The sequence below is a fragment of the Amycolatopsis arida genome, assembly GCF_900115565.1.
Classification (GTDB): domain Bacteria; phylum Actinomycetota; class Actinomycetes; order Mycobacteriales; family Pseudonocardiaceae; genus Yuhushiella; species Yuhushiella arida.
The window spans coordinates 72,251-95,323 of record NZ_FOWW01000011.1 but is presented as its reverse complement, the minus strand read 5'-3'; the positions used below and the strand labels follow the sequence as shown (position 1 = coordinate 95,323).

The window sequence follows — 23,073 nt, the reverse complement described above, 5'->3', positions numbered from 1 at the left end:
CGGTCGGCGCGGCGCCGCGCAGCAGGACGGCCACCACCTTCGTCGGCGCCGCGTCGCCCAGGACGGACGTGTGATGGATGCCGGAGTCGATGACGTGCCGCCCGTCGCGGCCGGGGCCGGCCATCGCCCAGTGCGACCCTGCGCCCTCGTCGGGCACCACCGCGGCGACCCGTTGACGTCGAGAACGGACACCGCCCGGCGAGGAGTTGCTGACGTGGACCCGACCATGGCGTCGTTCATCTCCTCGACGTCCACTGTGGTCCCCAGGGAGACCGTGAGCCGTGGCCGGACACGCCGGTGTCCACGAAGGACAGCGTGCCGTCTCCGGCGGGCCCACGTGGGCGCGGCGAGAGGTGGTGGCGGTGGTCACCGCCAGCGTCCGGTTCGGGGAGTCCGTCGTTCTCCTCGCGGGTGATCTACGCCGCAGTTCGGCTCGACCCCGACGTGACGCGGGGCACTCCGCCCTGGGTGCGCTCGGCGGCGGGACACGTCCGTGACCTGGGGTTGTGCCGGCCGGAGGTTCCACCCAGGATCGGGTGGAACTCGACTCTCGCGGCCCGCGTTGACCGGGTGGACCAAGCGCGAAGGAGGTGTGCGGAGTGCACAGGCACCACAACGGGCTGAAGACCGCACTGCTGCTCGGCCTCCTCAGTGCCATCATCGTGGGGATCAGCGCGATCTTCGGCCGCACCGCGATCTTCGTCGGCCTCGTGGTCGCGTTGGCGATGAACGCCTACGCGTACTTCAACTCGGACAAGCTGGCGTTGAAGGCGATGCGGGCCCGCCCGGTGTCCGAGGCGGAGCAGCCGGCGATGTACCGGATCGTGCGGGAGCTGGCCACCTCCGCCCGGCAGCCGATGCCGCGCCTCTACGTGAGCCCCACGACGGCGCCGAACGCGTTCGCCACCGGCCGCAACCCGCGCACCGCGGCGGTGTGCTGCACCAGCGGAATCCTCGAGCTGCTGGACGAGCGGGAGCTGCGGGCCGTGCTCGGCCACGAGCTGTCGCACGTCTACAACCGGGACATCCTGATCTCCAGCGTGGCCGGCGCGCTGGCCAGCGTGGTGAGCGTCGTCGCCAACCTGGCGCTGTTCACCGGCATGTTCGGCGGCGGCAACCGCGAGGGCGCGAACCCGCTGGTGGCGCTGCTGCTGGTGCTGCTCGGCCCGATCGCGGCCGGTGTCGTGCGGATGGCGGTCAGCCGGTCGCGGGAGTACGAGGCGGACGCCTCCGGCGCCGAGCTCACCGGCGACCCGCTGGCGCTGGCTTCGGCGCTGCGCAAGCTCGAGCGGGGCACCCGCGCCGCGCCGCTGGCCCCGGAGCCACGGGTGGTGTCGCAGTCCCACCTGATGATCGCCAACCCGTTCCGACCGGGGGAGCGGCTGTCCCAGCTGTTCGCGACGCACCCGCCGATCGCCGACAGGGTGCGCCGGCTGGAGGAGATGGCCGGCCGGGGCCTGTGACCCGTGTTCGCCCTGGTCGGGGCGCGGCTCAGCCGGTGGCGCCGGCGTTGCGGGCGAGGGTCACCACGTACTCGCCGTAGCCCGACTTGGCCAGTTTGCGGCCGAGCGCGAGGCACTGGTCGGGGTCGATGTAGCCCATCCGCAGCGCCACCTCCTCCAGGCAGGCGATCCGCACGCCGGTGCGGTGCTCGATCACCTGGACGTACTGGGCGGCCTCCAGCAGCGAGTCGTGGGTTCCGGTGTCCAGCCAGGCGAAGCCGCGGCCGAGGTCGAGCAGCTTCGCCCGGCCCTGCCGCAGGTAGGCGAGGTTGACGTCGGTGATCTCCAGCTCGCCGCGCGGGGAGGGGCGCAGTCCGCGGGCGATCTCCACCACCTGGTTGTCGTAGAAGTACAGGCCGGTGATGGCCCGGTTGGACTTCGGCCGGGCCGGCTTCTCCTCGATGGACACCAACCTGCCCTCACCGTCCACTTCGCCCACCCCGTAGCGCTGCGGGTCCTTGACGGGGTAGCCGAACAGCGTGCAGCCGTCCAGAGTGGACACTTCGCGCTGGAGCCGCCTGGCGAAGTCCTGGCCGTGGAAGATGTTGTCGCCGAGGATCAGCGCGACGTCGTCGGTGCCGACGAAGTCCGCGCCGATCAGGAACGCCTCGGCCAGCCCGTTGGGGCTCGGCTGCTCGGCGTAGCTCAGCCGCAGCCCGTACTGCGTGCCGTTACCGAGCAGGCGGCGGAAGTTGGGCAGGTCGGTTGGGGTGGAGATGACCAGCACGTCGCGGATGCCGGCGAGCATCAGCACCGACAGCGGGTAGTAGATCATCGGCTTGTCGTAGACCGGGAGCAGCTGCTTCGACACCGCCTGGGTGATCGGATGCAGCCGAGTCCCGCTGCCGCCGGCCAGCACGATGCCCCGCATGCGTTGCTCCTGTCCCTCGCCCGTGTGGTCCTCCGGCCGACCACACTATCGGGGGGCCTGCCGACCCCGCTCGGGGATCAGTCCAGCGGGCCGCTGCCGGCGTACGCGCGGCACTCCCCGTCGGGGTCGGAGTCGGCGGCGATCCGCGACACGGTGCGGCCGTCGTCCACCGGCACGAGAGGGGAGCTGTGGGTCGGGCACCGGTTGTCGTAAGGACTGGGGCGGGCCGCTCGTACCGGGGCGGCCGGTCCCAGGGACCTCGCGGATGCGCCCCTCGCCGACGAGTACTCGCGAGAGAGCCGGGCCCGAGCTCCCGCCGCCACCCGACTCCTGGATGGCTGTGCGACCCAGGGGTCGGGCGGCGGGCGCAACGAAGGCCGCCCCGTCCGGTTACCGGTAGTTGGTGAACTGCAGGGCGATGCCGAAGTCCTTGTCCTTCAGCAGCGCGATGACGTCCTGCAGGTGGTCCTTCTTCTTGCCGGACACCCGGAGCTGGTCGCCCTGGATCTGCGCCTGGACGCCCTTGGGGCCCTCGTCGCGGATGTACTTGGCGATCTGCTTGGCCTTGTCCGCGGCGATGCCCTGGAGGATCTTGCCGTTAATCTTGTAGACCTTGCCGGACAGCGTGGGCTCGCCGGCGTCGAACGCCTTCAGCGAGATGCCGCGCTTGACCAGCTTCTCCTTGAAGACCTCGGCGGCGGCCTTGGCGCGCTCCTCGGTCTCCGCCTCGATGGTGACCGCCTCCTCGCCGGCCCACGCGATGGCGGCGCCGGTGCCGCGGAAGTCGAACCGGGTGGACAACTCCTTGCTCGCCTGGTTCAGCGCGTTGTCCACCTCCTGGCGGTCGACCTTGCTCACCACGTCGAAAGAGGGATCCGCCACGTGCTCACACACCTCGTCGTTCGGCCGGTCGGAACGCCCCCACCCTAGTCGGGTCGATACCCGCTGTCGGCGCCGCCATGGCATTGGGTACGCTGTCTGTCGGCCGGGCGCGCCCGGTCTCGGCGGGTTGCCCGAGCGGCCAAAGGGATCTGACTGTAAATCAGACGGCTCAGCCTTCGGGGGTTCGAATCCCTCACCCGCCACACCACCACGAACGCCCCGGTGACCTGCGCGAACAGGTCACCGGGGCGTTCGCCGTCTCCGGACCGGCTTACCTGACCTTGGCGAAGAAGGTGCGGATGTCGGCGGCCAGCGCGTCGGGCACCTCCATCGCCACGAAGTGGTCGCCCGGGTTGCCCTCCGGCCAGTACACGACGTCGTTGTCCCGCTCGGCGAGGCGGCGGAACAGGTCCGGCCCACCGCCGTAGACCCCGGTCGGCACCAGCGACTGCCCCTCCGGCCAGGAGAACTCAGTGCTCTCGTACATGAACCACGACGACGAGCCCGACGTCCCGGTGAACCAGTACACGCTGGTGTTGGTGAGCAGCAGGTCCCGGTCGATCGCGTGCTCCGGCAGCTCCACCGACGGGGTGAACTCCTGGAACTTCTGCGCCATCCACGCCAGCAGCGCCATCGGCGAGTCGTTCCAGCCGTAGGCGAACGTCCGCGGCGCCGCCCGCAGCAGTGCGTGGTGGTCCACCCCGTTGCCGGCCCACCGCATCAGCTCCTCGAACTCCGCCCGCTCGGCGTCGGTCATCGCCGCCACGTCCGCCGCGGACGGGAAGCCCAACCCGCCCTCCACGTGCACGCCGACCACCCGCTCCGGGTCGGCCTTCGCCACGGCCGGTGCGACGTACGCACCCAGATCACCGCCCTGGGAAGCCGAACCCGGGCACCGACGGCGCCACCACGTGGAACGCCTGCCGCGGGTCGCCGCCGTGGGCCCCGGGGTCGGTGAGCGGGCCGACCAGGTTCAGGTACTCGACCACCGAGTTGGGCCAGCCGTGGGTGAGCAGCAGCGGCAAACGCGTCCGGCTCCGGCGACCGCACGCGGTTCCGCTACCGGTCGGGGACGGCGTGGACAGCGCGCGGCTGGTGGAGCCGCACCGGCTGGTCGCCGACCGCCGGCGCTGGTACCTGGTCGGGTACGACGACGACCGCGGTCGCCACGCTGCATGCCCCGGCCGAGGTCGTGGCCGGCCGGATCGGCGACACCCCGGCCGACATCGAGCCGCTCGACGCCCACACCTGCCGGCTGCGCGGGCACACGGACACGCTGGAGTGGTTGGCGTTCCGGCTGACCCTGCTCGGGTGCGGGTTCGAGGTGCACGAGCCGCCGGAGCTCGCCGACTACCTGACGGCACTGGGCCACCGGGTGCTGTGCGCGGCGGAAACCCCTAGTCGGGCACGGGTGGTCGGGGCTCGCGGTTCGCGCCACTCCGGCCGGCGAGCTGGCTGCGCGAGCTCACCGGGCTCCCGGGCACATGCGACCGAGCTGGGCGGCAAGGGCCTCCGGCTCCGCCACGGTCACGGTCAGCGCGGGGTGCCGGAGCAGGCCGAACGGATCGCCGCCGCGCACCGGTTCGCCGAACTCGACGCAGACGCCGGCGTCGGCGTTCGTGCCGAAGGTCAGGCCGCGGTCGGCCAGCGACAGCCGGACGCCGACGGCCCGGAGCGCCGAGTACGGGCCGGTGACCCGCGCGTCGCGCACGTTGGCCCGTGGCGTCCGCACCAGCCAGCGCCCGAAGCGCGCCACCAACTCGGCGCCCTCGACCGCCACGTAGCAGTTGTCCGGCCGGACACCGGCCAGCCGCAGCACCGAGGCGAACCTCGGATCGAACGCGAAGCGGAAGACACTGCCGGGCACGGCCTCGGGGTTCCCCGGGCACGCGAGCCCGAACCGCCGGCGGGGTCCTCGCTTCCCGCGCCTGCGGGAGGGTGCGTGCCGAGGCCGGAGGTGAGCCGGCACACGTCCGGATTGGCCCGCCGGCCTTCGGGTACTCCGGGGCCATGGCGACCGAATCACGGGATCCCGAGCCGGACGACGTGCCGCCGGACCCGGAGCCCGAGCGGACCCCCGGGCTGGAACCCGGGGGAGGGGTGCCGCCGGGGGAGACGCCACCGGAGTCGGCGCAGGTGTCCGGGACCGCGCACCGCGAGCCGGACCAGCCGAGGTCCATGCCGGTGGTCGCGATCGTGGTGATCGCCGTGCTCGTGCTGATGGTCGCCGGATTCTTCGTCGCCTACCTCGCCAACCTCCTCTCCTGACACCCACCCCAGCCCGGGTCGCGCAGACGGTGGCTTCGGCCGACTCGTGGAATCCTGAAGGCGTGGCGATCAGCGGGAAGGGAGGTCGGTGATGCGCAAGGGGTTGCTGGCTGCGGCGGCGTTCGTGGGCGGCGCGGCGTGGATCGCGCGGGAAGTCCGACTGGCAATGGGCGGGCGGCCGCACGGCGAGCACGCGGAACGGCTGCTCCGGTCGCCCCAGTTCCGCGACGGCATGTTCCACAACACCGTCCCGCGGCAGGTCATGCCGCGCGGGACCTACCGCAAGGCCCTTCGCGAGCTGGCCTTCGACCGCACCCCCCGCCGGCCGGCCGAGCCGGTCCCCCTGGTGCGCGCCGCCACCGCGCCCAAGCCCTGCGAACCCGGCAAGGTGTACGTCACCTGGTACGGACACTCGTCGAGCCTGATCGAGCTCGACGGGGCCAGGGTGCTGCTGGACCCGGTGTGGAGTCGGCGGTGCTCGCCGGTCACGTTCCTCGGTCCCCGGCGGCTGCACGAGCCGCCCCAGGCGTTGACCGACCTGCCGGAGGTCGACGCCGTCCTCATCTCCCACGACCACTACGACCACCTCGACCTCGGCACGGTCCGGGAGCTGGTGCGCACCCAGCGCGCGCCGTTCGTGGTGCCGCTCGGCGTCGGCGCCCACCTGCGGCGGTGGCGGGTGCCGGAGGACCGGATCGTCGAGCTGGACTGGACCGAGTCGGTCGACGTCGCGGGCTTGCGGATCACCGCGGAGGCCGCGCAGCACTTCTCCGGCCGCGGCTTCGCCGGCGACCGCACGCTCTGGGCGTCGTGGGTCGTCGCCGGCCCCACCCGCCGGGTGTTCTACACCGGCGACTCGGGATACTTCGACGGCTACGTCGCCATCGGCGAGCGGCACGGACCCTTCGACGCCGCGCTCGTCCAGATCGGCGCGTACGCCCCGCACTGGCCGGACATCCACATGACGCCGGAAGAGGCCGTCACCGCCCACGTCGACGTGCGCGGCGGCCTGCTCATCCCGGTGCACTGGGCGACCTTCACGCTGGCCATGCACCCGTGGCAGGAGCCCGCCGACCGGGTGTGGCGGGAGGCGAAGGCGCAGGACGTGCCGCTCGCCGTGCCCCGCCCGGGAGAGCGGATCGACGTCGACGCCCCACCCCCCGTGGACGGGTGGTGGCAGACCCTCGCGGGGGAGCCCGCCGACGTGTAGGCACCGGCGATTCCGGATCAGGAGTCGAGGTAGCGCAGGACCGCCAGCACCCTGCGGCTGAACCCGGCGGCCTCCACCAGGTCGAGCTTGTCGAAGATCGCCCTGACGTGCTTCTCCACCGCGCTCTGGGAGAGGTGCAGCTGCCCGGCGATGCCGGCGTTGGTGTGCCCCTGCGCCATCAGCCCGAGCACCTCCCGCTCCCGCTCGGTCAGCCGGCCCAACGGGTCCGACCGCCCGTCCGGGCCAGCAGCCGGCGCACCACCTCGGGGTCGAACGCCACCCCGCCGCCGGCCACCCGCTCCAGCGCGCCGAGGAACTCCCCCACCTGGGTCACCCGGTCCTTGAGCAGGTACCCGACCCGGCCGCCGTCACCATTGACGAGCTCGGTGGCGTACCGCTTCTCCAGGTACTGCGACAGCACCAGGACCCCCACCTCCGGCCACCGCCTCCTGATCTCGAGCGCGGCGCGCAACCCCTCGTCGGTGTGGGTGGGCGGCATGCGGACGTCGGTGACCACCACGTCCGGCCGGAACGCGCTGGCCGCGTGCACGATGGCCGCGCCGTCGCCGACCGCGGCGACCACCTCGTGCCCCTCCTCGGCCAGCAGCCGGACCAGACCCTCGCGCAGCAGCGTCGAGTCCTCGGCGAGCACTACGCGCACGCGTGTCCCCCGAGCCGCACGGCTAGCGCCCGAGCGGAAGCCATGCCGCCAGCTCGGTGGGGCCACCGGCCGGGCTGGACACCCGGAGGCTGCCGTCGACCGCCCTGACCCGGCGGGCCAATCCGGACAGCCCACTGCCGGTGACGTCGGCGCCCCCTCCGCCGTCGTCCACCACCCGCACGTGCAGTCCCGTCCCGGCCGTGGCGACGGCGACCCGGATCCTCGACGGCGCCGCGTGCTTGGTCGCGTTGGCCACCCCCTCCGAGACCACGAAGTACGCGGTCGTCTCCATGGTCTCGTCCACGTCCCCGGCCTGGTAGTCCAGCTCCACCGGCACGCTCGACTGCTCCGCCAGCGACTCGAGCGCCCCGCGCAGGCCGGCCGAGTCGAGCACCGCCGGGTACACCCGCCAGGCGACGTCGCGCAGGTCCCGCAGCGCCTGCTGCGCCTCCTCGTGCGCCTGCCGCAGCAGGTTCGATCCGCTGCCTTCCTCCCGCGCCCGCCGCGCCCTGCCGATCAACATGCCCAGCGCGACCAGCCGCTGCTGCACGCCGTCGTGCAGGTCCCGTTCGATCCGCCGGCGCTCCTCGTCGACCGCCTTCACCATGTCCGCCCTGCTGACGATCACGTCGGAGAGCCGGCGCAGCACCTGCCGGGAGGCCGGCCGCAGGAAGAGCTCGGTCAACCGCCAGTCGAGCGCCACCACGCCGCGCAGGCCCTGCACCGCGAGGTACAGGAGCACGGCGCCGCCGCCGACGAGCACCAGCGGGTCGTACCAGTCCGCGCCGTCCGGATCGGCGCCGCCGCCGATCGGCCGGCCGGTGGCCACCTGCCAGGTCATCACCGCGCCGGCCGCCGCGCCGGCCAGGATCAGCAAACCGATGGCCATGCCGAGCGCGCCGACGACCGACCGCGCGAGGAGGTAGCCCAGCGCCCGGTGACCGGAGAAGTGCCGGAACCCCGCCGTGCCGAAGTGTCGGCGGATCCGCTCGCGTTCCCTGGTGGCCAGCGCGGTGGCGCCGCGGAGCACCCACTCCCGCGGCCGCGGCACGAGGAGCGCCGGCGCGCCCAGCACGGCGTACCCGAGCCCGACGACCGCGGTCAGGCAGCCGAGCGGCAGACCCGCGGCCCGCCACAGGGTCGCGCGGAACGGGCGGTGGGGCTCGGGGACGCTGACTCCCGCCGTTCGGTCGGCGACGTCGATGGCCATGTCCATGGCGTCCAGGCTAGCCAGCGGGCGACGACCGGATACTGCGGTTTTCCGCAGTTCACCGGGTGGTGTTCCGCAGGGTGCCCGCCGCGTTCGCTCCCTAGCGTCGACGGCACCGGATCCCGATTCAGGAAGGCCGTCATGACCGTCACACACATCGACAGCGCCGAGCCGATCGGCGGACTCGCCGGCTGGGCGGTCCAGCTCATGGAGTCGCTCGGCGGCCCCGGCGCCGCCGTGGTCGTCGGGCTGGACAACCTGTTCCCGCCCATCCCCAGCGAGCTGGTCCTGCCACTGGCCGGCTTCACCGCCAGCCAGGGCACGTTCAGCCTGGCCGGCGCGCTGTTCTGGACCACACTGGGCTCCGTGCTCGGTGCGCTCGTGACCTATTACCTGGGCGCGTGGCTCGGGCCCACCCGCGTCCGAGCACTGTTCGGCGGGGTTCCGCTCCTGCGGCCGGCCGACTTCGACCGCGCGGAGGCGTGGTTCCACCGGCACGGCGCGAAGGCGGTGTTCCTCGGCCGCATGGTCCCGCTGTTCCGCAGCGTGATCTCCCTGCCAGCGGGGGTCTCCCGGATGCGGATGCGGGTCTTCCTGCCGCTCACTCTGCTCGGGAGCCTGCTGTGGAACGCGATCTTCGTCGTGGCCGGGTACCTGCTCGGGGAGAGCTGGCACGTCGTCCAGGACTACGCCGGCGTGGCGCAGAAGGTCGTGATCGGCCTGGTCGTGCTGGCCGTCGCCGGGTTCGTGGTGTCCCGGCTGCGCGGCCGGGGCGGCGACGGCCGGCACGGTCACGATCCGGCGCCGCGGCGTCAGGTGCGGAACGGCCCCCGCACCTCGTAGGTGATGCCACCGCTCGACCAGCCGGAGGTTCCCCGTTGCGACGAGAAGTACAGCCGGTCACCGGCCGGGGTGAAGGCGGGGCCGCAGATCTCCGACCGGTCGTGGCCGACGATCCGCAGGAAGGGCGCCACGATGTCGTCCGGTGTGATCACGCAGATCTCCATGTTGCCCCCGTCCTCGGCGACGTACAGGTCGCCGTAGGAGGAGCCGGTGACGTTGTCCACCCCGGTCAGCGGCGGCTGACCCGGATCGACCAGCGAGTCGTCGTAGGCCAACTCGTAGGTGTCGCGGGTGAGGTCGAGCTGCCACACCCGGTTGTCCCCCTTGGTGGTGAACCACGCGGTGTCGTTGGCGTAGTGCAGCCCCTCGCCGCCGTTGAACCGCTTGGCCCCGGACACCTGCCGCCGGGTGGGGGTGGGCGAGCCGTCGGGGTCGGGCACGGTGGCCCACCGGAACGTTCCGGAGGTCGCCGAGCCGGCCACCAGCACCTGCAGGGTGCCGGCCGAGAGGTCGCCCCAGGTGGTCGGGACGAACCGGTAGAAGCAGCCGTCGGACACGTCCTCGGTGAGGTAGACGACCTTGCGTACCGGGTCGGCCGCCGCGGCCTCGTGCTTGAACCGGCCCATCGCCGGGCGGCGCACCGCCTTCGACGCGGGACCGTTCGGGTCGCACTCGTACACGTACCCGCCGTCGATCTCCTCGCAGGACAGCCAGGTGCGCCACGGCATCGCCCCGCCGGCGCAGTTCTGCCGGGTGCCGTCGAGGACGCGGTAGGCGTCGGTGATCGCGCCGGAGGCGTCGAACCGCACCGCGCCGGCGCCGCCGCCGGGAGTGATCTCGGAGTTGGACACGTAGATCCAGCCAGCCGTCGGGCCCTCGCCGTCGGCGAACACCGCGCCACCGTCCGGCGCGGCGTGCCAGGTGTAGCCGGTGCCGGCGACCCGCCGGCCGGATCGGGCGATCACCCGGCTGGTGAACCCGGCGGGTAGCTGGATGCCGTTGGCGTCCGCGGGCTGGAGCGGTCCGTACGGGCTGGGTCCGTTCTGCGCGGGCGCCGCCAGCGCGGACCGGCTCAGGGTGTTGCCGAACGCGGTGACGCCGGCGCCGATCACCGCCGCGCGCAGGAAGTTCCGCCGTTTCACGTCTGCCTCCGGTGGGGGTTCGGGAGAGCTCGTGGTGGTGAGACGGAGAGTAGGGCGCCGAGCGCGAGTTGTCGCCGTCCGGAACGGGGCAATGCGGTGAACAGATCGTGGCCCGCACCCACGAGCTTCCCGCCGGGGCGCGATGGCCGGGGTGGCGCTCGGCGTGCCGCGATCGGGTGACTTCCGGGCGTGCGAAACGTCCGGTTGCCCGACCGGCAAGGCCCGTTGTGCTGCGTTTGCCGAAGTGGACAGTGGTGCGCGGGTGATCCCGGCGGGGCGGCGAAGCCCCGCGGAGCGCGTTACGGTGAGCGGGAGGACGTCCCGGGTGCTTTTCTCTGGATGCCACGATCTGCCCTCACCCGGGGCGCCCTCCCCGCACCGGTGTTCGTACGGCTGAGCTGTCCGGGTTCCGGGCTTGGTTGTCGGGACCGGCTTCGGGTGTTCGGGGGTGTCGTTCGGGGCGGCTGAGGACTGGCGGGGCCGTTCCGATAACCCATCGCTCATCCCGTAGGCGCGATCTAGGGTTGCCCGAATGGATCTGACCACCGTTGCTGTGCCCCATACGCTCGCCCACCTGAAGCCACTGCTGCCGGCGCCCCCGGCTCGTGTCCTTGAGGTGGGCTGCGGCCGCGGTGCCCTGGCCGCTGCCCTCGCGGACCTGGGCTACAAGGTCACCGGCGTGGACCGCGACGCTGAGATGGCCGCCGCGGCCAGGGAACGTGGCGTGCCGGTCATCCAGGCCGATGTCCATGACGTCTACGGCGAGTACGACGTCGTGCTGTTCACGCGCTCCCTGCACCACGCCGAGAGTCTGGATGACATCCTGGCCCATGCGGCCACATTGCTCACCCCGGATGGGCAGGTCATCATCGAGGAGTTCGCTTGGGAGCAGGTGGACCACACCGGTGCGCATTTCCTCTACGACAACCGCGCGATGCTGGTTGCCACTGGCCTGCTCGACGCCGAACTCCCCTCCGGCGACCTGCTTGATGCCTGGGTTGGTGGTCACGACTTCCTCCACCAAGGCTCCGCCATGATCGCCGCACTGAGCCGCGTCGGCTCCGACCTGACCACGGTGGTCACGAGCATCCTGTGGCGCCTGGTCGACGGACGCGGCGGTGTCTGGATCGAGCCGGCCGCTCGCGCCGCCGATGCCGTCAACGCCATCCGCGAAGCTGAGGAACGCCGTATCGCCGCTGGCATGCTTTCCCCAGTTGGTCTGCTCGCATCCGTCCGCCGCTGAGGCCCCGTGCGTCCGACGCTGTAACCATCAACGCCCACGCTGATCAGTTGTCCCAAGAATTCGCAAAGTAGGTCCGGACAACTTGCCCGCCCGCTGTCCGGACCTACCTCGCGGACCGCAGGTCAGCGGCCAGCTCATCCGCAAAATTCGACCGGAACGGACAACCGGCTACGCCGCCTTGGCGACCGCGGCCGCCGCCGGCTCCAGCGCGAGCTCCAGCACCTCGCGCACGCTGTCCACGGGGCGCACGTCGAGCTGGTCGAGCACCTCGGCCGGGACGTCGTCGAGGTCCGGCTCGTTGCGCCGCGGGATGACCACCGTGGTGAGCCCGGCCCGGTGCGCGGCCAGCAACTTCTGCTTCACCCCGCCGATCGGCAGCACCCGGCCGGTCAGCGACACCTCACCGGTCATCGCCACCTCGGCCCGCACCAGCCGGCCGGACAGCAACGACGCCAGCGCGGTGGTCATCGTGATGCCCGCCGAGGGGCCGTCCTTCGGCACCGCGCCCGCCGGCACGTGGACGTGCACGCCGCGGTTGGCCAGGTCGCCGACCGGCAGCTCCAGCTCCGCGCCCCGCGAGCGCAGGTAGGACAGCGCGATCCGCGCCGACTCCTTCATCACGTCGCCGAGCTGCCCGGTGAGCGTGAGCCCGGTGCCGCCGGTCTCCGCGTCGGCCAGCGACGCCTCGACGTACAGGACGTCGCCCCCCGCCCCGGTCACCGCCAGCCCGGTGGCCACGCCGGGAATCGCGGTGCGCCGCGCGGTCGCCGGCAGCGCCGACTCGGGGAGGTGCCGTGGCCGCCCCAGGTAGCCGTCGAGGTCGCCGGCGTCCACGGTCACCGGCAACGCCAGCTCGTCCAGCGCCACCCGGGTGATGATCTTGCGAAGCACCTTCGCGATCGTCCGGTTCGCGTCGCGCACCCCGGCCTCCCGGGTGTACTCCGTCGCGATCCGGTGCAGCGCGGCGTCGGTGATCCGCACGTCGCCGGCGGCGAGCCCGGCCCGCTCCAGCTCCCGCGGCAACAGGTGCTCCCTGCCGATGACAACCTTCTCGTGCTCGGTGTAGCCGTCGAGGGTCACCAGCTCCATCCGGTCCAGCAGCGGCCCGGGGATCGTCTCGACGGCGTTGGCCGTCGCCAGGAACACCACGTCGGACAGGTCCAGCTCGACCTCCAGGTAGTGGTCGCGGAAGGTGTGGTTCTGCTCGGGGTCGAGCACCTCCAGCAGCGCCGCCGTGGGGTCACCCCGGTAGTCCGCGCCCACCTTGTCGATCTCGTCCAGCAGCACCACCGGGTTCATCGACCCGGCCTCCTTGATCGCCCGCACGATGCGACCCGGCAGTGCCCCGACGTAGGTGCGCCGGTGCCCGCGGATCTCCGCCTCGTCGCGGACCCCGCCCAGCGCCACGCGCACGAACGACCGGCCCATGGCCTTGGCGACCGAGGCGCCCAGCGAGGTCTTGCCCACCCCGGGTGGACCGACCAGGGCGAGCACCGTGCCGCCGCGCCGCACGCCTGGCCGGCCGCCGCCATCCGGTCCCGGCGCCGGGGCGGGGGCGGCCTCGCCGGCACCGCCCTTCCGGCCGGCCTCGGCCGTGCGCGCTCGCACGGCCAGGTGCTCGACGATCCGCTCCTTCACGTCCGCCAGCCCCGCGTGGTCGGCGTCGAGCACCCGCTGCGCCGCCGCGATGTCGGGGACGTCCGCGGTCCTGGTGTGCCACGGCAACTCCAGCACCGTGTCCAGCCACGTCCGGATCCAGCCACTCTCCGGCGACTGCTCCGTGGCCCGCTCCAGCTTGTCCACTTCGGACAGCGCAGCGGCGCGCACGTGCTCGGGAAGGTCGGCCGCCTCGACCCTGGCCCGGTAGTCGTCCCGCTCGCCGGTGCCGTCGAGCTCGCCGAGCTCCTTCCGGATCGCCTCGAGCTGGCGGCGCAGCAGGAACTCCTTCTGCTGCCGCTCCATGCCCTCGGCGACGTCCTTCAGGATGGTGTCGTTGACCTCCTGCTCGGCGAGGTACTCCCGGCTCGCCGCCAGCGCGGCCTCCAGCCGTGCGGTCACGTCGAGGGTGCGCAGCAACTCCAGCTTCCGCTCGGTGCCCAGGTACGGCGCGTACCCGGCGAGGTCGGCGATGGCCGAGGGCTCGTCGAGCCGCTGCACGGCGTCGAGCACGGACCCCGCGCCCCCGCGCCGCAGGACCTCGACGAGCACCGACCGGAACTCGGCGGCCAGCGCCCGCGCCCGCTCTCCGGCCGGTGGCTCGTCGAGCTCGGTGGCCTCCACCCAGCGGCCCTCGCCGGGACCGTCCGCGGCGCCGCCGACCGAGGCCCTTCGCGTGCCCCGCACCAGCGCGGCCGCGGCGCCGTCGGGGGCCCGGCCGACCCGCTCGACCGTCGCGACGGTGCCGACCTCGGCGAACTCGCCGCCGACCCGGGGGACCAGCAGCACCTCGGCCTTGCCGGGCGGGGTCGACCGGATGCCCGGCAGCGCGGCGGTGTCCGGGGTGCGGGCCCGCGCGGACTCGATGGCGGCCCGCGCCTCGGCGTCGGTCAGGTCGACGGGCACGACCATGCCGGGCAGCACGACGTCGTCGTCGACCGGGAGAACGGGGAGGAGCAGTGTTCGGCTCATCTGACGCTCCTGTCTGTTGAGTGCACCAGCCTCAACTTTCCGGAGCGTGGAGTTGTTTCCCGGGGCCGTTCGCCCTGAGCGAGCGCTGCCGGGGGCGTCGACGGCGGAGGAGCTGGCTGACCGGTCGGTCACCCCCGGCGATCGGATCAACCGACGTGTCACCCGGTGGTCGGCTTTCCGTACTCTTGTTGCCCCCGTATTCACCAAGAGGTGATCCCATAGTGGTCAGAATGAGGCCGAGATACGCCCACCGGGGTACAGTGAGGCCCTCGTTCGCGGCAGACGAGAGGAGGTTGCATGCCGGAGCCCTACGGCGGCCCCACCGGTTCCACGGGTTCCGCCATGGCTGCAGCCCCACCCGCGACGGATCCGTACGGTGGCCAGGTCTCCCGGGAAGCCCGTGCCGACGAGCGTCGGTTCCGGGTCTACACCATGGTCGTGCTCGCGGCCGGCATCGCCGCCGCGGTCGCCGTGTCAGCGTGGCTGCCGTTCGAGCGTGACTTCGACCTGTGGTGGATCGGCCCGCTGCTGGCGATCGCGTTCCTGCTCGCCGAGCAACTCGGCATCAACGTCGACGTGCGCAGCGGGATCTCCTGGACCATCTCGTTCACCGAGATCCCGCTCGTCATCGGCTTCTTCGTCGCGCCGTTCGAGGTGGTGCTCGCCGCGCACGTCGTCGCCGGGATCAGCACCCTGCTGGCCAGGCGGGTGTCCGGGCGAGTGCTGTACAACGCCGGCGCCTTCCTGCTCGAGATCACCAGCGCGTTCGCCGTCGCCGGCCTGGTCAAGCAGGCCATCGGCGGCGAGGGCATGCCGTGGGTGGCCGCGCTCGCCGGCACGCTGACCGCGCCGCTGGCCAGCACGTTGCTCGCGCTGGCCGCCGTCCGCGTGCTGCGCCGCCGGATGCGGGTGAGCACCGCGCTGCGGCTCACCGGCCGCATCCTCGTCGTCGGGTTCGTCAACGCCTCGGTCGGCCTGTCCGGTTACCTCGTGATCGCGCACGTGCCCGGCGCCTGGCCGCTCGTGCTCGCTGTCTTCCTCGGCCTGTCCGCGCTGTACTGGGCCTACTCCGACCTACTCCGGGAGCAGCGGGACATGGAGGCGCTCTCCGACGTCAGCCTGATGGTGGCCAGGTCGGGCCAGCAGGCCGCCGCCCGCCCGGCCAGCCGCACCGACGAGTTCGGTCCCGAGGTCGACGTCGACGAGTGGGCCACGATCGCCGAGCGGATCAAGGATCAACTCGCCGCGGGGCGGGTCGTGCTCCGGCTGCGCCTGGAACCCGACGACGCCATGCGCACCGTCGTCGTCGGCGAGTCGCTGCCGCCGGTCGAGCCACCCGCCGACGACCCGCTGCTGCGGCTGCCCGGCGCGCACGTCCGGCACTTCCGGATCACCGAGGCGAACCCGGAGGTCCGCGCCGCGCTGCTCGACCGCGGTGCCCAGGAGGCGCTGGTCGTGCCGCTGCGCAGCGCCAACCAGCTGCTCGGCGTCGTCGAGGCGCACGACCGGCTGTCCCGCTGGCGTGGCTTCGGCAAGTACGACATCCAGCTCCTCGGCACCATGGCCAGCCACCTGGCGACGTCGCTGGACAACCGCCGGCTGCTGGCCACGCTGCGGCACGACGCCTACCACGACCCGCTGACCGGCCTGCTCAACCGGCCCGGCTTCCGCCAGGTCGCCCGCGACCCGCTGCGGGAGCGGCCCGGCTCGGCGGTGCTCCGCGTCGACCTCGACGTGTTCTCCACGGTCAGCGACGCACTCGGCTACGCCTGGGCTGACCGGATGGTCATGGCCGCCGGCCGTCGGCTGCGCGACACGCTCGGCCCGGGTGTGCCGCTCGCCCGGCTGGAGGGCGCCTCGTTCGCCGTGCTGCTCGTCGACCAATCGCCGCAGCAGGCGCATTCGGTCGCCGAGCGGCTGCGCGCCGAGTTGTCCGCGCCCTACCCGGTGGACCGGCTGATGGTCGAGGCGAACGCCGTGGTCGGCTACGCGTGCACCGGCCAGGAACACGGCGACCCGGTGGATGTCGACGGGATGCTGCAGCGGGCCGACGTCGCGGTGCGGGCGACCCGGGGCGGTGAGGAGGTCCGGGCCTACGTGCCCAGCATGGGCCAGATCTTCATGCGTCGGTTCCAGCTGGTCACCCAGTTCCGGCAGTCGCTGGAGGAGGGTCAGGTCACCGTCCACTACCAGCCCAAGGTGACCCTGCCGAACCGGCAGGTGCAGGGCGTCGAGGCGCTGGTGCGCTGGCAGCATCCCGAGTTCGGCAAGCTCGACCCGGACGAGTTCGTGCCCGCCGTGGAGGCCGCCGGCCTCATCGGCGCGCTGACCTCGTTCGTGCTCGAGCAGGCGCTCCGCAGGGTGCGGAAGTGGCTCGACGAGGGGCTGCGCATCTCGGCCGCGGTCAACCTGTCCGTGCGCAACCTCGCCGACTCCGAGTTCCCGGCGAAGGTGCTCGACGCGCTGCGCCGCTTCGACGTGCCGCCCGAGCTGCTCACCTTCGAGCTGACCGAGTCCGGCGTGATGTCCGACCCGCAGCGTGCCCTGCCGATCCTGCGCGAGCTGCACTCGCTGGGGATCGTGCTGGCCGTGGACGACTTCGGTACCGGCTACTCGTCGCTGGCCTACCTGCGGCAGCTCCCGGTGGACCAGGTCAAGATCGACAAGAGCTTCGTGCTCGGCATGGGCACCGACCTCGGCGACCTCGCGGTGGTGCGGTCGATCGTCGAGCTGGGCCACTCGCCCGGGCTGACGGTGGTGGCCGAGGGGGTCGAGGAGGACATCGCCCGCGACCAGCTCGAGGCGATGGGCTGCGACGTGGCGCAGGGCTACCTGATCTCCCGGCCGCTGTCCGAGGAGCGGCTGGAGGCGTGGCTGCAGGCGCGCACCGTCCGCTCGCCCGGCCGGCACGCCGAGTCCGTCCTGGTGCTCCTGACCTGAGGCTGTGTGAAGGGGGAGCAAAGGGGACCCCCTGCAAACTCCCTTCCTCCGCCGGTGTAGCCTTGTCGAGGCTCAAGGTTGAGCCAGGCCCCAATAGCTCAGTCGGCAGAGCGTCTCCATGGTAAGGAGAAGGTCTACGGTTCGATTCCGTATTGGGGCTCGCGAGCGGGTGCGTCATGCCGGCAGAAGGCCCCGGCCTGGCTCGCTCGCTGGTGTTTCTGGGGGCGCGGCCCCCAGACCCCACCCGGGGGTACGCCCCCGGACCCCGTGGCGGGTCGGGTGAGGCGCTGGTCTCGCTGTTCCGCTACGGGAACATGGGGCGGGGTAGCTCAGGTGGTTAGAGCACACGGCTCATAATCGTGGTGTCGCGGGTTCAAGTCCCGCCCCCGCTACACTTCGTGGGTGGGCCGTGTTCGCGAAGAGCGCGAACCCTGCTCGTTCCGCAATCGCTCTGGGGGTCGAACCCCCAGGCCCCCGCCAGGGGGCAAGCCCCCTGGACCCCCCGCCGGGGTCGACTTGGTGGTCAGGTCACCTCGGGGAAACCGGTTTGTAGAGAAAGGCTTTGCCGTGGCTGCCACCGACGTGCGACCGAAGATCACGCTGGCGTGCGAGGAGTGCAAGCACCGCAACTACATCACCAAGAAGAACCGGCGCAACAACCCGGACCGCTTGGAGATGAAGAAGTTCTGCCCGAACTGCGGTACGCACCGGGTGCACAAAGAGACGCGCTGACGCGTCCCCTGGACCACGACGAGGCCGTCCCCGGAAACGGGGGCGGCCTCGTCGTCGTGCCGGCTCTCACACAGCCCGCACACCGCCGGGCGGAGTCCTGCCGGCCCCGGACCGGCCCGCCGGCGGGCCGGTCCGGGAACGTTCCCGCGCGACGGCGCGCCCTCGACGCGGCGCCCGTGGTGCTCCGGATGTCGTGCGCACCCTGGTGCGTTCGGCGCGGGTAAACAACCGACGAAAGAAGCTACCGACTCTCTGTGACTGGCCTCACCCTATCGTGTAGCCGGGGATCCCCGGTGCCGGTCACGAAATCGTGTCCGGTCAACCCACTGTGATCCAGCACGGCCTATCGGTTCGTGCGGGTCATCCCTGCGAAAGTGAGTTGCCGGTATGCGCAAGATCCGCAAGACCAGTGTCGGCAGTCCGCGCCGACATGCCGCTCGCTCCGTCGTCGCCCTGGTGGCGGGCGCGACCGCCCTGGGCTTCCTCGCCCCGACCACCGCCACCGCGGACGACGTCGCGGGCTACGCCACCGAGGTGCAGCAGGCCGCCGTCGCGGCGCTCTCGGCCAGCGAGGGCATCACCGAGGTCGCCGCCAAGCAGGTGCTGCGCAACCAGGAGACCAGCGTCTCGACGCTCGACGCCGTCACCGCCCAGCTCGGTGATCGGCACGCCGGTGGCTACCTCGACGCCGAGGGCAGGCCGGTCGTCAACGTGCTGAGCAAGGCCGCCGCCCTCGAGGCCGGTCGCTCCGGCGTGACCGCCAAGGTGGTCCGTCACTCCAACGCCGACCTCGCGGCCGCGCAGGCCGCGCTGGAGGCCGTCCCGGCCGTCACGCACACCTCCATCGGCACCGACGTGCGGGCCAACCAGATCGTGCTGACCGTGGCCGAGGCGGCCGACAGCCCGCACCTGGCCACCCTGCTCGCCACCGCCCGCAAGCTCGGCGACATCGTCCGGGTCGAGCACGTGTCCGGCGAGATGACCAAGGCCGTGTACAACGGCGAGGCGATCACCGGCGGCGGCACCCGCTGCTCGGCCGGCTTCAACGCCAACCGCGGCGGGACGAACTACGTCGTGGACGCCGGCCACTGCACCCGCGCGGTGTCGCAGTGGAACATCGGCCCCTCGGTCGGCGCCAGCTTCCCTGTCAACGACTACGGCCTGATCCGGAACACGACCGGCCACGCCCCCGGCGCGGTCACCCTGTGGAACGGCTCGTACCAGCGGATCAGCTCCGCAGCCAACGCCACCGTCGGCCAGCGGATCTGCAAGAGCGGCAGCACCACCCGGCTGACCTGTGGCTCGGTGCAGCGCACCAACGTCACGGTGAACTACCGCGAGGGCGCGGTTCACCAGATGGTGCAGACCTCCGCCGCGGTGAACCCCGGTGACTCCGGCGGCTGCCTGTTCGCCGGCAGCGTCGGCCTCGGCATCACCTCCGGCATGGGCGGTGGGAGCTCGTACTTCCAGCCCGTCGTCGAGGCGCTCAACGCCTACGGTGTCTCGCTGAACCGCTGAACCGACCCCCGTGGTCCCGAGGCCACCGCTCGCGGCAACCCTGCACCGCGAGCGGTGGCCTCCGCCGCGCCCGCCGCCCGGTAACCTGCCTGCGTGCCACTGGACCCGTCTTTCGCCGGCCGGACCTACCCGCCGACGAGCACCTACGAAGTCAGCAGGGCGAAGATCGCCGAGTTCGCCGCCGCCATCGGCGACGACAACGCGCTCTACCGGGACCCCGCCGCGGCCCGCGCGGCCGGTTACCCGGACGTGATCGCGCCGCCCACCTTCCTCACCATCATCAACGTCCCCGCGATCAACGCGGTCGTCGCCGATCCCGAACTGGGCCTCGACTACTCGCGGATGGTGCACGGCGACCAGAGCTTCCAGCACACCCGCCCGGTGCACGCCGGGGACGAGCTGGCGATCGCCACCCACATCGAGTCCGTCTCGGCCCGCGCCGGCAACGACTTCCTGACCGTGCGCGCCGACATCACCGACGCCGCGGGGAAGACGGTCTGCACCACCCGCGCGCAGCTGGTGGTTCGGGGAGAGGGAGCCTGATGGCGGTGCACGTGGGCCAGGAGCTGCCACCGTTGTCGGTGCGGGTGACCCGCGACCGGCTGGTCCGCTACGCCGGCGCGTCGCTGGACTTCAACCCCATCCACTGGAACGAGCGGTTCGCCAAGGAGGTCGGGCTTCCGGACGTCATCGCGCACGGGATGCTGACCATGGCGCTCGCCGGCCGGCTGGTCACCGACTGGCTCGGCGACCCCGGCCGGCTGCTCGAGTACGGCGTGCGGTTCACCCGCCCGGTCGTGGTGCCGGACGACGACGAGGGCGCGCTGGTCGAGATCACCGGCAGGGTCGGCGAGGTGCGTGACGACGGCACCGCCAGGGTGGACATCACCGCGAAGTTCGCCGGCCGGACCGTGCTGGGCAAGGCCGTCGCGGTCGTCCGGGCCAGCTAGCTCCGGGCCAGTCGGCTTTCGGGCCGGCTGGCGTTCGGACCGGCCAGCGGGCCGTGCGACACGACCGCTCAGGGCTCGTCGTCGAGCACCCGCAGCACGGCGTCGGCCATCCCGAGCTGGCCCTGCGCGTTCGGGTGCAGCGGCGCCGACTGGGCGGTGCGGGTCAGCCCCTCCACCCACCGGAGCCCGGGTGGCGCACACATGTCGTGGCCCACGCTCGGCCGCGCGGTGTCCACGAACTCCGCCCTATGTGATCGGGCCTGCTGGGCGAGCATGTCGTTGAGCCGGCGCAACGACTCGCGAAGGTACGCCACGTCCCGGACGCCGACCGGCAGCTCCGGCCAGCAGCCCGGCCCCTGGGCGGGCAGCACCGTCGGGTAGCCGACCACCAGCACCCGCGCCCGCGGCGCCCGCCGCTGGATCCGGTCGAGCGCGCCACCCACCCCGCGCGAGGCCGCGTCGATCGCCTCGGCGAGCCGGTCCTGGCTGCCCCGCACGTACCGGTCCCGGCACGGGGAGCGGTTCGGCTCGCTGGTGACGCATTCGTGGGCGAGCTGGACGAAGCCCACGTCGTTGCCGCCGATGCCGAGGGTGACCAGCGTGGTGTCCGCGGTCACCGCGGCCAGCTGCGGCGGGTTCACCCCCGCCGAGGTCTCCTGGTCGGTGGTCAGGTGCACCGTCGTGGCGCCACCGCAGCTGACGTCGACGAACTCGGCCGGTGCGAGCTCGGCCGCCACCAGGTGCGGGTAGTTGTTCGCCGACCGGGCACATCCCCGCGGCTCACCGGTCGGGGTGCCGGTGCCCGGCCCCGCGGTGTAGGAGTCGCCGAGCGCGACGTACCGCCCGACGCCACCGCCGGTCGGGGCGTGGTCCCGCGCGGGCGGGCCGGCACCCTCGTGCTCGCGCAGCGTGGTGCCGATCCCGACCACGGCGATGATGAGCGCCACCGCGGCGAGCCCCGCCACGACGGCTGTTCTTCTGCTGGCCAGGTCGACCGCCTACTCGGCCTCGGACAGCAACTCGCCGACCCGGGTCACCCCGGTCACGAGGTCCTCCTCGGCGAGGGCATAGGAGAACCGGAAGTAGCCGGGGGTGCCGAACGCCTCGCCCGGCACCACCGCGACCTCGGCCTCGCGCAGGATCACCTCGGCCAGCTCCACCGTGCTGGTGGGCCGCTCGCCGCGGATCTCCTTGCCCAGCAGGCGCTTCACCGAGGGGTACGCGTAGAACGCGCCCTGCGGGGTCGGGCAGTCGACGCCATGGATCTCCGACAGCATCGACACGATCCGCCGGCGGCGGGCGTCGAACGCGGCCCGCATCTCGGCGACCGCGTCCAGCGGGCCGGACACCGCGGCCAGCGCCGCCCGCTGGGCGACGTTGGCCACGTTCCCGCACAGGTGCGACTGGAAGCTCGCGGCGGCCTTCACCACGTCCTGCGGGCCGATGATCCAGCCGACCCGCCAGCCGGTCATCGACCAGGTCTTGGCGACACCGTTGAGCACCAGCGTCTGGTCGGCCAGCTCCGGCACGACCACCGGCATCGACTCGGCGTGCGCGCCGTCGTAGACGAGGTGCTCGTAGATCTCGTCGGTGACCACCCAGATGCCGTGCTCGTGGGCCCAGCGGCCGATGGCCTCGACCTGGTCGCGCGGATACACGGCGCCGGTCGGGTTCGACGGCGAGTTGAACAGCAGCACCTTCGTGCGGTCGGTGCGGGCGGCCTCCAGTTGCTCCACGGTGACCAGGTAGCCGGTCGACTCGTCCGCGGTGACCTGCACCGGAACCCCGCCGGCGAGGGTGATCGACTCGGGGTAGGTGGTCCAGTAGGGCGCGGGCAGCAGCACCTCGTCACCCGGGTCGAGCAGGGTGGCGAACGCGGAGTAGACGGCCTGCTTGCCGCCGTTGGTCACCAGCACCTGCGCGGCGTCGACGTCGTAGGCGGAGTCCCGCAACGTCTTGGCGGCGATCGCCTCGCGGAGCTCGGGCAGCCCGGCGGCGGCGGTGTAGCCGTGGTTGGCGCGGTCCCGGACGGCGGCCGCGGCGGCCTCGACGACGTAGTCGGGGGTGGGGAAGTCCGGTTGGCCGGCGCCGAACCCGATCACCGGGCGCCCCTCGGCCTTGAGCGCCTTGGCCTTCGCGTCCACGGCCAGGGTGGCCGAGGGCTTGATCGCGGCGATCCGGGCGGACACGCGGGAGACCGGGCTGCTGACGGCCGTGCCTCCGGGGGCGGAGCTTCCAGGGGTAGCCATACCTGCCATGCTGTCATGCACGTTGTCAAGGATCACAAGGGGTCCCGGGCGGGAGAACCGACGGACGTCGGCTCCTCCGGTGGGCCGCCGGGGCTCGGTTGCGGGTCCCCAGGTGGCTTGCCGTAGACTGCGGAACTTGGAACGTGTGGCGACCCGGCCCCACCTCGGGTAGTGCTCCGTGTGGGGAGGGCGGAATGCGTCCGCCGACGGCCCGGACGGGTGGT

General features: G+C 72.5%; 20 protein-coding genes, 3 tRNA genes and 3 pseudogenes. 15 read left to right on the top strand and 11 right to left on the bottom strand.

Translation table 11 applies throughout. The features are described from left to right. Positions 1-599: 599 nt before the first annotated feature. Positions 600-1,463 carry a zinc metalloprotease HtpX gene (htpX, locus tag BM051_RS25045; RefSeq protein WP_092535417.1) on the top strand — a complete coding sequence of 288 codons (864 nt, stop codon included), beginning with the start codon at positions 600-602 and terminating at the stop codon, positions 1,461-1,463. A gap of 28 nt (positions 1,464-1,491) precedes the next feature. Here htpX and rfbA read toward each other — a convergent pair whose 3' ends face one another. After that, positions 1,492-2,373, bottom strand: a complete 882-nt coding sequence (gene rfbA, locus BM051_RS25040; RefSeq protein ID WP_092535414.1) for a glucose-1-phosphate thymidylyltransferase RfbA — start codon at positions 2,371-2,373, stop codon at positions 1,492-1,494. 390 nt (positions 2,374-2,763) lie between these two features. Beyond that, positions 2,764-3,255 carry a YajQ family cyclic di-GMP-binding protein gene (locus BM051_RS25035; RefSeq protein ID WP_166677846.1) on the bottom strand — a complete coding sequence of 164 codons (492 nt, stop codon included), beginning with the start codon at positions 3,253-3,255 and terminating at the stop codon, positions 2,764-2,766. Between the two features lie 121 nt (positions 3,256-3,376). Between BM051_RS25035 and BM051_RS25030 the strand changes: the two genes are divergently transcribed. Continuing rightward, positions 3,377-3,458, top strand: a tRNA-Tyr gene (locus BM051_RS25030). A gap of 68 nt (positions 3,459-3,526) precedes the next feature. Here BM051_RS25030 and BM051_RS25025 read toward each other — a convergent pair. Further along, on the bottom strand, positions 3,527-4,096 hold the full coding sequence (locus BM051_RS25025; protein WP_208326024.1) for a hypothetical protein: 570 nt from the start codon (positions 4,094-4,096) through the stop codon (positions 3,527-3,529). Between the two features lie 25 nt (positions 4,097-4,121). Further along, positions 4,122-4,280, bottom strand: a complete 159-nt coding sequence (locus BM051_RS29455) for a hypothetical protein (protein ID WP_208326025.1) — start codon at positions 4,278-4,280, stop codon at positions 4,122-4,124. On the opposite strand from BM051_RS29455, the pseudogene BM051_RS30810 reads away from it, so the two are divergent. Continuing rightward, a pseudogene (locus tag BM051_RS30810) lies at positions 4,210-4,410 on the top strand (WYL domain-containing protein); the annotation flags it as partial. The gene BM051_RS29455 and the pseudogene BM051_RS30810 sit on opposite strands and share 71 nt — an antisense overlap. Before the next feature lie 37 nt (positions 4,411-4,447). Further along, positions 4,448-4,621, top strand: a pseudogene (locus BM051_RS30805) (WCX domain-containing protein); the annotation flags it as partial. Positions 4,622-4,720: 99 nt separating this feature from the next. Here the strand turns inward: BM051_RS30805 and BM051_RS25020 are convergent. Next, entirely contained in the window at positions 4,721-5,122 is a 402-nt protein-coding gene (locus BM051_RS25020) for a hypothetical protein (protein WP_092535408.1), read from the bottom strand. Between the two features lie 143 nt (positions 5,123-5,265). On the opposite strand from BM051_RS25020, the gene BM051_RS25015 reads away from it, so the two are divergent. Together BM051_RS25015 and BM051_RS25010 are read left to right on the top strand one after the other, a co-directional pair. Continuing rightward, entirely contained in the window at positions 5,266-5,523 is a 258-nt protein-coding gene (locus tag BM051_RS25015) for a DUF6480 family protein (RefSeq protein ID WP_092535405.1), read from the top strand. Between the two features lie 91 nt (positions 5,524-5,614). Then, positions 5,615-6,733, top strand: a complete 1,119-nt coding sequence (locus BM051_RS25010; protein WP_092535403.1) for an MBL fold metallo-hydrolase — start codon at positions 5,615-5,617, stop codon at positions 6,731-6,733. Between the two features lie 17 nt (positions 6,734-6,750). On the opposite strand, the pseudogene BM051_RS25005 reads toward BM051_RS25010, so the two are convergent. Both BM051_RS25005 and BM051_RS25000 read right to left on the bottom strand, forming a co-directional pair. After that, positions 6,751-7,394 (bottom strand): annotated as a pseudogene (locus BM051_RS25005) (response regulator). A gap of 22 nt (positions 7,395-7,416) precedes the next feature. Further along, on the bottom strand, positions 7,417-8,610 hold the full coding sequence (locus BM051_RS25000) for a sensor histidine kinase (RefSeq protein WP_243859818.1): 1,194 nt from the start codon (positions 8,608-8,610) through the stop codon (positions 7,417-7,419). A gap of 135 nt (positions 8,611-8,745) precedes the next feature. Between BM051_RS25000 and BM051_RS24995 the strand changes: the two genes are divergently transcribed. Then, positions 8,746-9,447 (top strand): DedA family protein, encoded by a 702-nt coding sequence (locus tag BM051_RS24995; protein WP_092535400.1) that lies wholly within the window; start codon positions 8,746-8,748, stop codon positions 9,445-9,447. On the opposite strand, the gene BM051_RS24990 is transcribed toward BM051_RS24995, so the two are convergent. Further along, the gene (locus tag BM051_RS24990; RefSeq protein WP_092535397.1) at positions 9,417-10,589 is read right to left on the bottom strand and encodes a PhoX family protein; all 1,173 of its coding nucleotides are present in this window, start codon (positions 10,587-10,589) and stop codon (positions 9,417-9,419) included. The two genes, BM051_RS24995 and BM051_RS24990, sit on opposite strands and share 31 nt — an antisense overlap. Before the next feature lie 532 nt (positions 10,590-11,121). On the opposite strand from BM051_RS24990, the gene BM051_RS24985 reads away from it, so the two are divergent. Next, a complete protein-coding gene (locus BM051_RS24985; protein WP_092535394.1) occupies positions 11,122-11,832 on the top strand; it encodes a class I SAM-dependent methyltransferase in 711 nt (236 codons plus the stop codon). A gap of 168 nt (positions 11,833-12,000) precedes the next feature. On the opposite strand, the gene lon is transcribed toward BM051_RS24985, so the two are convergent. Continuing rightward, the gene (lon, locus tag BM051_RS24980) at positions 12,001-14,460 is read right to left on the bottom strand and encodes an endopeptidase La (protein WP_092535391.1); all 2,460 of its coding nucleotides are present in this window, start codon (positions 14,458-14,460) and stop codon (positions 12,001-12,003) included. A gap of 297 nt (positions 14,461-14,757) precedes the next feature. Between lon and BM051_RS24975 the strand changes: the two genes are divergently transcribed. From BM051_RS24975 to BM051_RS24945, 7 genes are all read left to right on the top strand, one after another. After that, positions 14,758-17,400: a putative bifunctional diguanylate cyclase/phosphodiesterase gene (locus tag BM051_RS24975; protein WP_424923312.1), complete on the top strand. Its 2,643-nt coding sequence runs from the start codon at positions 14,758-14,760 to the stop codon at positions 17,398-17,400. Positions 17,401-17,487: 87 nt separating this feature from the next. Next, positions 17,488-17,560 (top strand) — tRNA-Thr (locus tag BM051_RS24970). Between the two features lie 158 nt (positions 17,561-17,718). Further along, positions 17,719-17,792, top strand: a tRNA-Met gene (locus tag BM051_RS24965). Positions 17,793-17,967: 175 nt separating this feature from the next. Next, positions 17,968-18,132 carry a 50S ribosomal protein L33 gene (gene rpmG, locus BM051_RS24960; protein ID WP_092535388.1) on the top strand — a complete coding sequence of 55 codons (165 nt, stop codon included), beginning with the start codon at positions 17,968-17,970 and terminating at the stop codon, positions 18,130-18,132. Positions 18,133-18,519: 387 nt separating this feature from the next. Further along, positions 18,520-19,650, top strand: a complete 1,131-nt coding sequence (locus BM051_RS24955) for a S1 family peptidase (RefSeq protein ID WP_092535384.1) — start codon at positions 18,520-18,522, stop codon at positions 19,648-19,650. A gap of 93 nt (positions 19,651-19,743) precedes the next feature. Continuing rightward, on the top strand, positions 19,744-20,193 hold the full coding sequence (locus tag BM051_RS24950; RefSeq protein ID WP_092535381.1) for an FAS1-like dehydratase domain-containing protein: 450 nt from the start codon (positions 19,744-19,746) through the stop codon (positions 20,191-20,193). Beyond that, on the top strand, positions 20,193-20,600 hold the full coding sequence (locus tag BM051_RS24945) for a MaoC family dehydratase (protein ID WP_092535378.1): 408 nt from the start codon (positions 20,193-20,195) through the stop codon (positions 20,598-20,600). Before BM051_RS24950 ends, BM051_RS24945 begins: the two co-directional genes overlap by 1 nt. Positions 20,601-20,668: 68 nt before the next feature. Here the strand turns inward: BM051_RS24945 and BM051_RS24940 are convergent, their stop codons facing one another. Continuing rightward, entirely contained in the window at positions 20,669-21,565 is an 897-nt protein-coding gene (locus tag BM051_RS24940) for an SGNH/GDSL hydrolase family protein (protein ID WP_092535375.1), read from the bottom strand. Positions 21,566-21,598: 33 nt separating this feature from the next. After that, positions 21,599-22,849 (bottom strand): pyridoxal phosphate-dependent aminotransferase, encoded by a 1,251-nt coding sequence (locus BM051_RS24935; RefSeq protein WP_092535372.1) that lies wholly within the window; start codon positions 22,847-22,849, stop codon positions 21,599-21,601. Positions 22,850-23,073 lie beyond the last annotated feature (224 nt).

Coding starts and splice junctions, on each gene's coding strand:
- rfbA (WP_092535414.1), bottom strand. CDS start 2,373: ATGCGGGGCATCGTGCTGGCCGGCGGCAGCGGGACTCGGCTGCATCCG.
- BM051_RS25015 (WP_092535405.1), top strand. CDS start 5,266: ATGGCGACCGAATCACGGGATCCCGAGCCGGACGACGTGCCGCCGGAC.
- BM051_RS25010 (WP_092535403.1), top strand. CDS start 5,615: ATGCGCAAGGGGTTGCTGGCTGCGGCGGCGTTCGTGGGCGGCGCGGCG.
- BM051_RS25000 (WP_243859818.1), bottom strand. CDS start 8,610: ATGGACATGGCCATCGACGTCGCCGACCGAACGGCGGGAGTCAGCGTC.
- BM051_RS24995 (WP_092535400.1), top strand. CDS start 8,746: ATGACCGTCACACACATCGACAGCGCCGAGCCGATCGGCGGACTCGCC.
- BM051_RS24985 (WP_092535394.1), top strand. CDS start 11,122: ATGGATCTGACCACCGTTGCTGTGCCCCATACGCTCGCCCACCTGAAG.
- lon (WP_092535391.1), bottom strand. CDS start 14,460: ATGAGCCGAACACTGCTCCTCCCCGTTCTCCCGGTCGACGACGACGTC.
- BM051_RS24975 (WP_424923312.1), top strand. CDS start 14,758: ATGCCGGAGCCCTACGGCGGCCCCACCGGTTCCACGGGTTCCGCCATG.
- BM051_RS24955 (WP_092535384.1), top strand. CDS start 18,520: ATGCGCAAGATCCGCAAGACCAGTGTCGGCAGTCCGCGCCGACATGCC.
- BM051_RS24945 (WP_092535378.1), top strand. CDS start 20,193: ATGGCGGTGCACGTGGGCCAGGAGCTGCCACCGTTGTCGGTGCGGGTG.
- BM051_RS24935 (WP_092535372.1), bottom strand. CDS start 22,849: ATGGCTACCCCTGGAAGCTCCGCCCCCGGAGGCACGGCCGTCAGCAGC.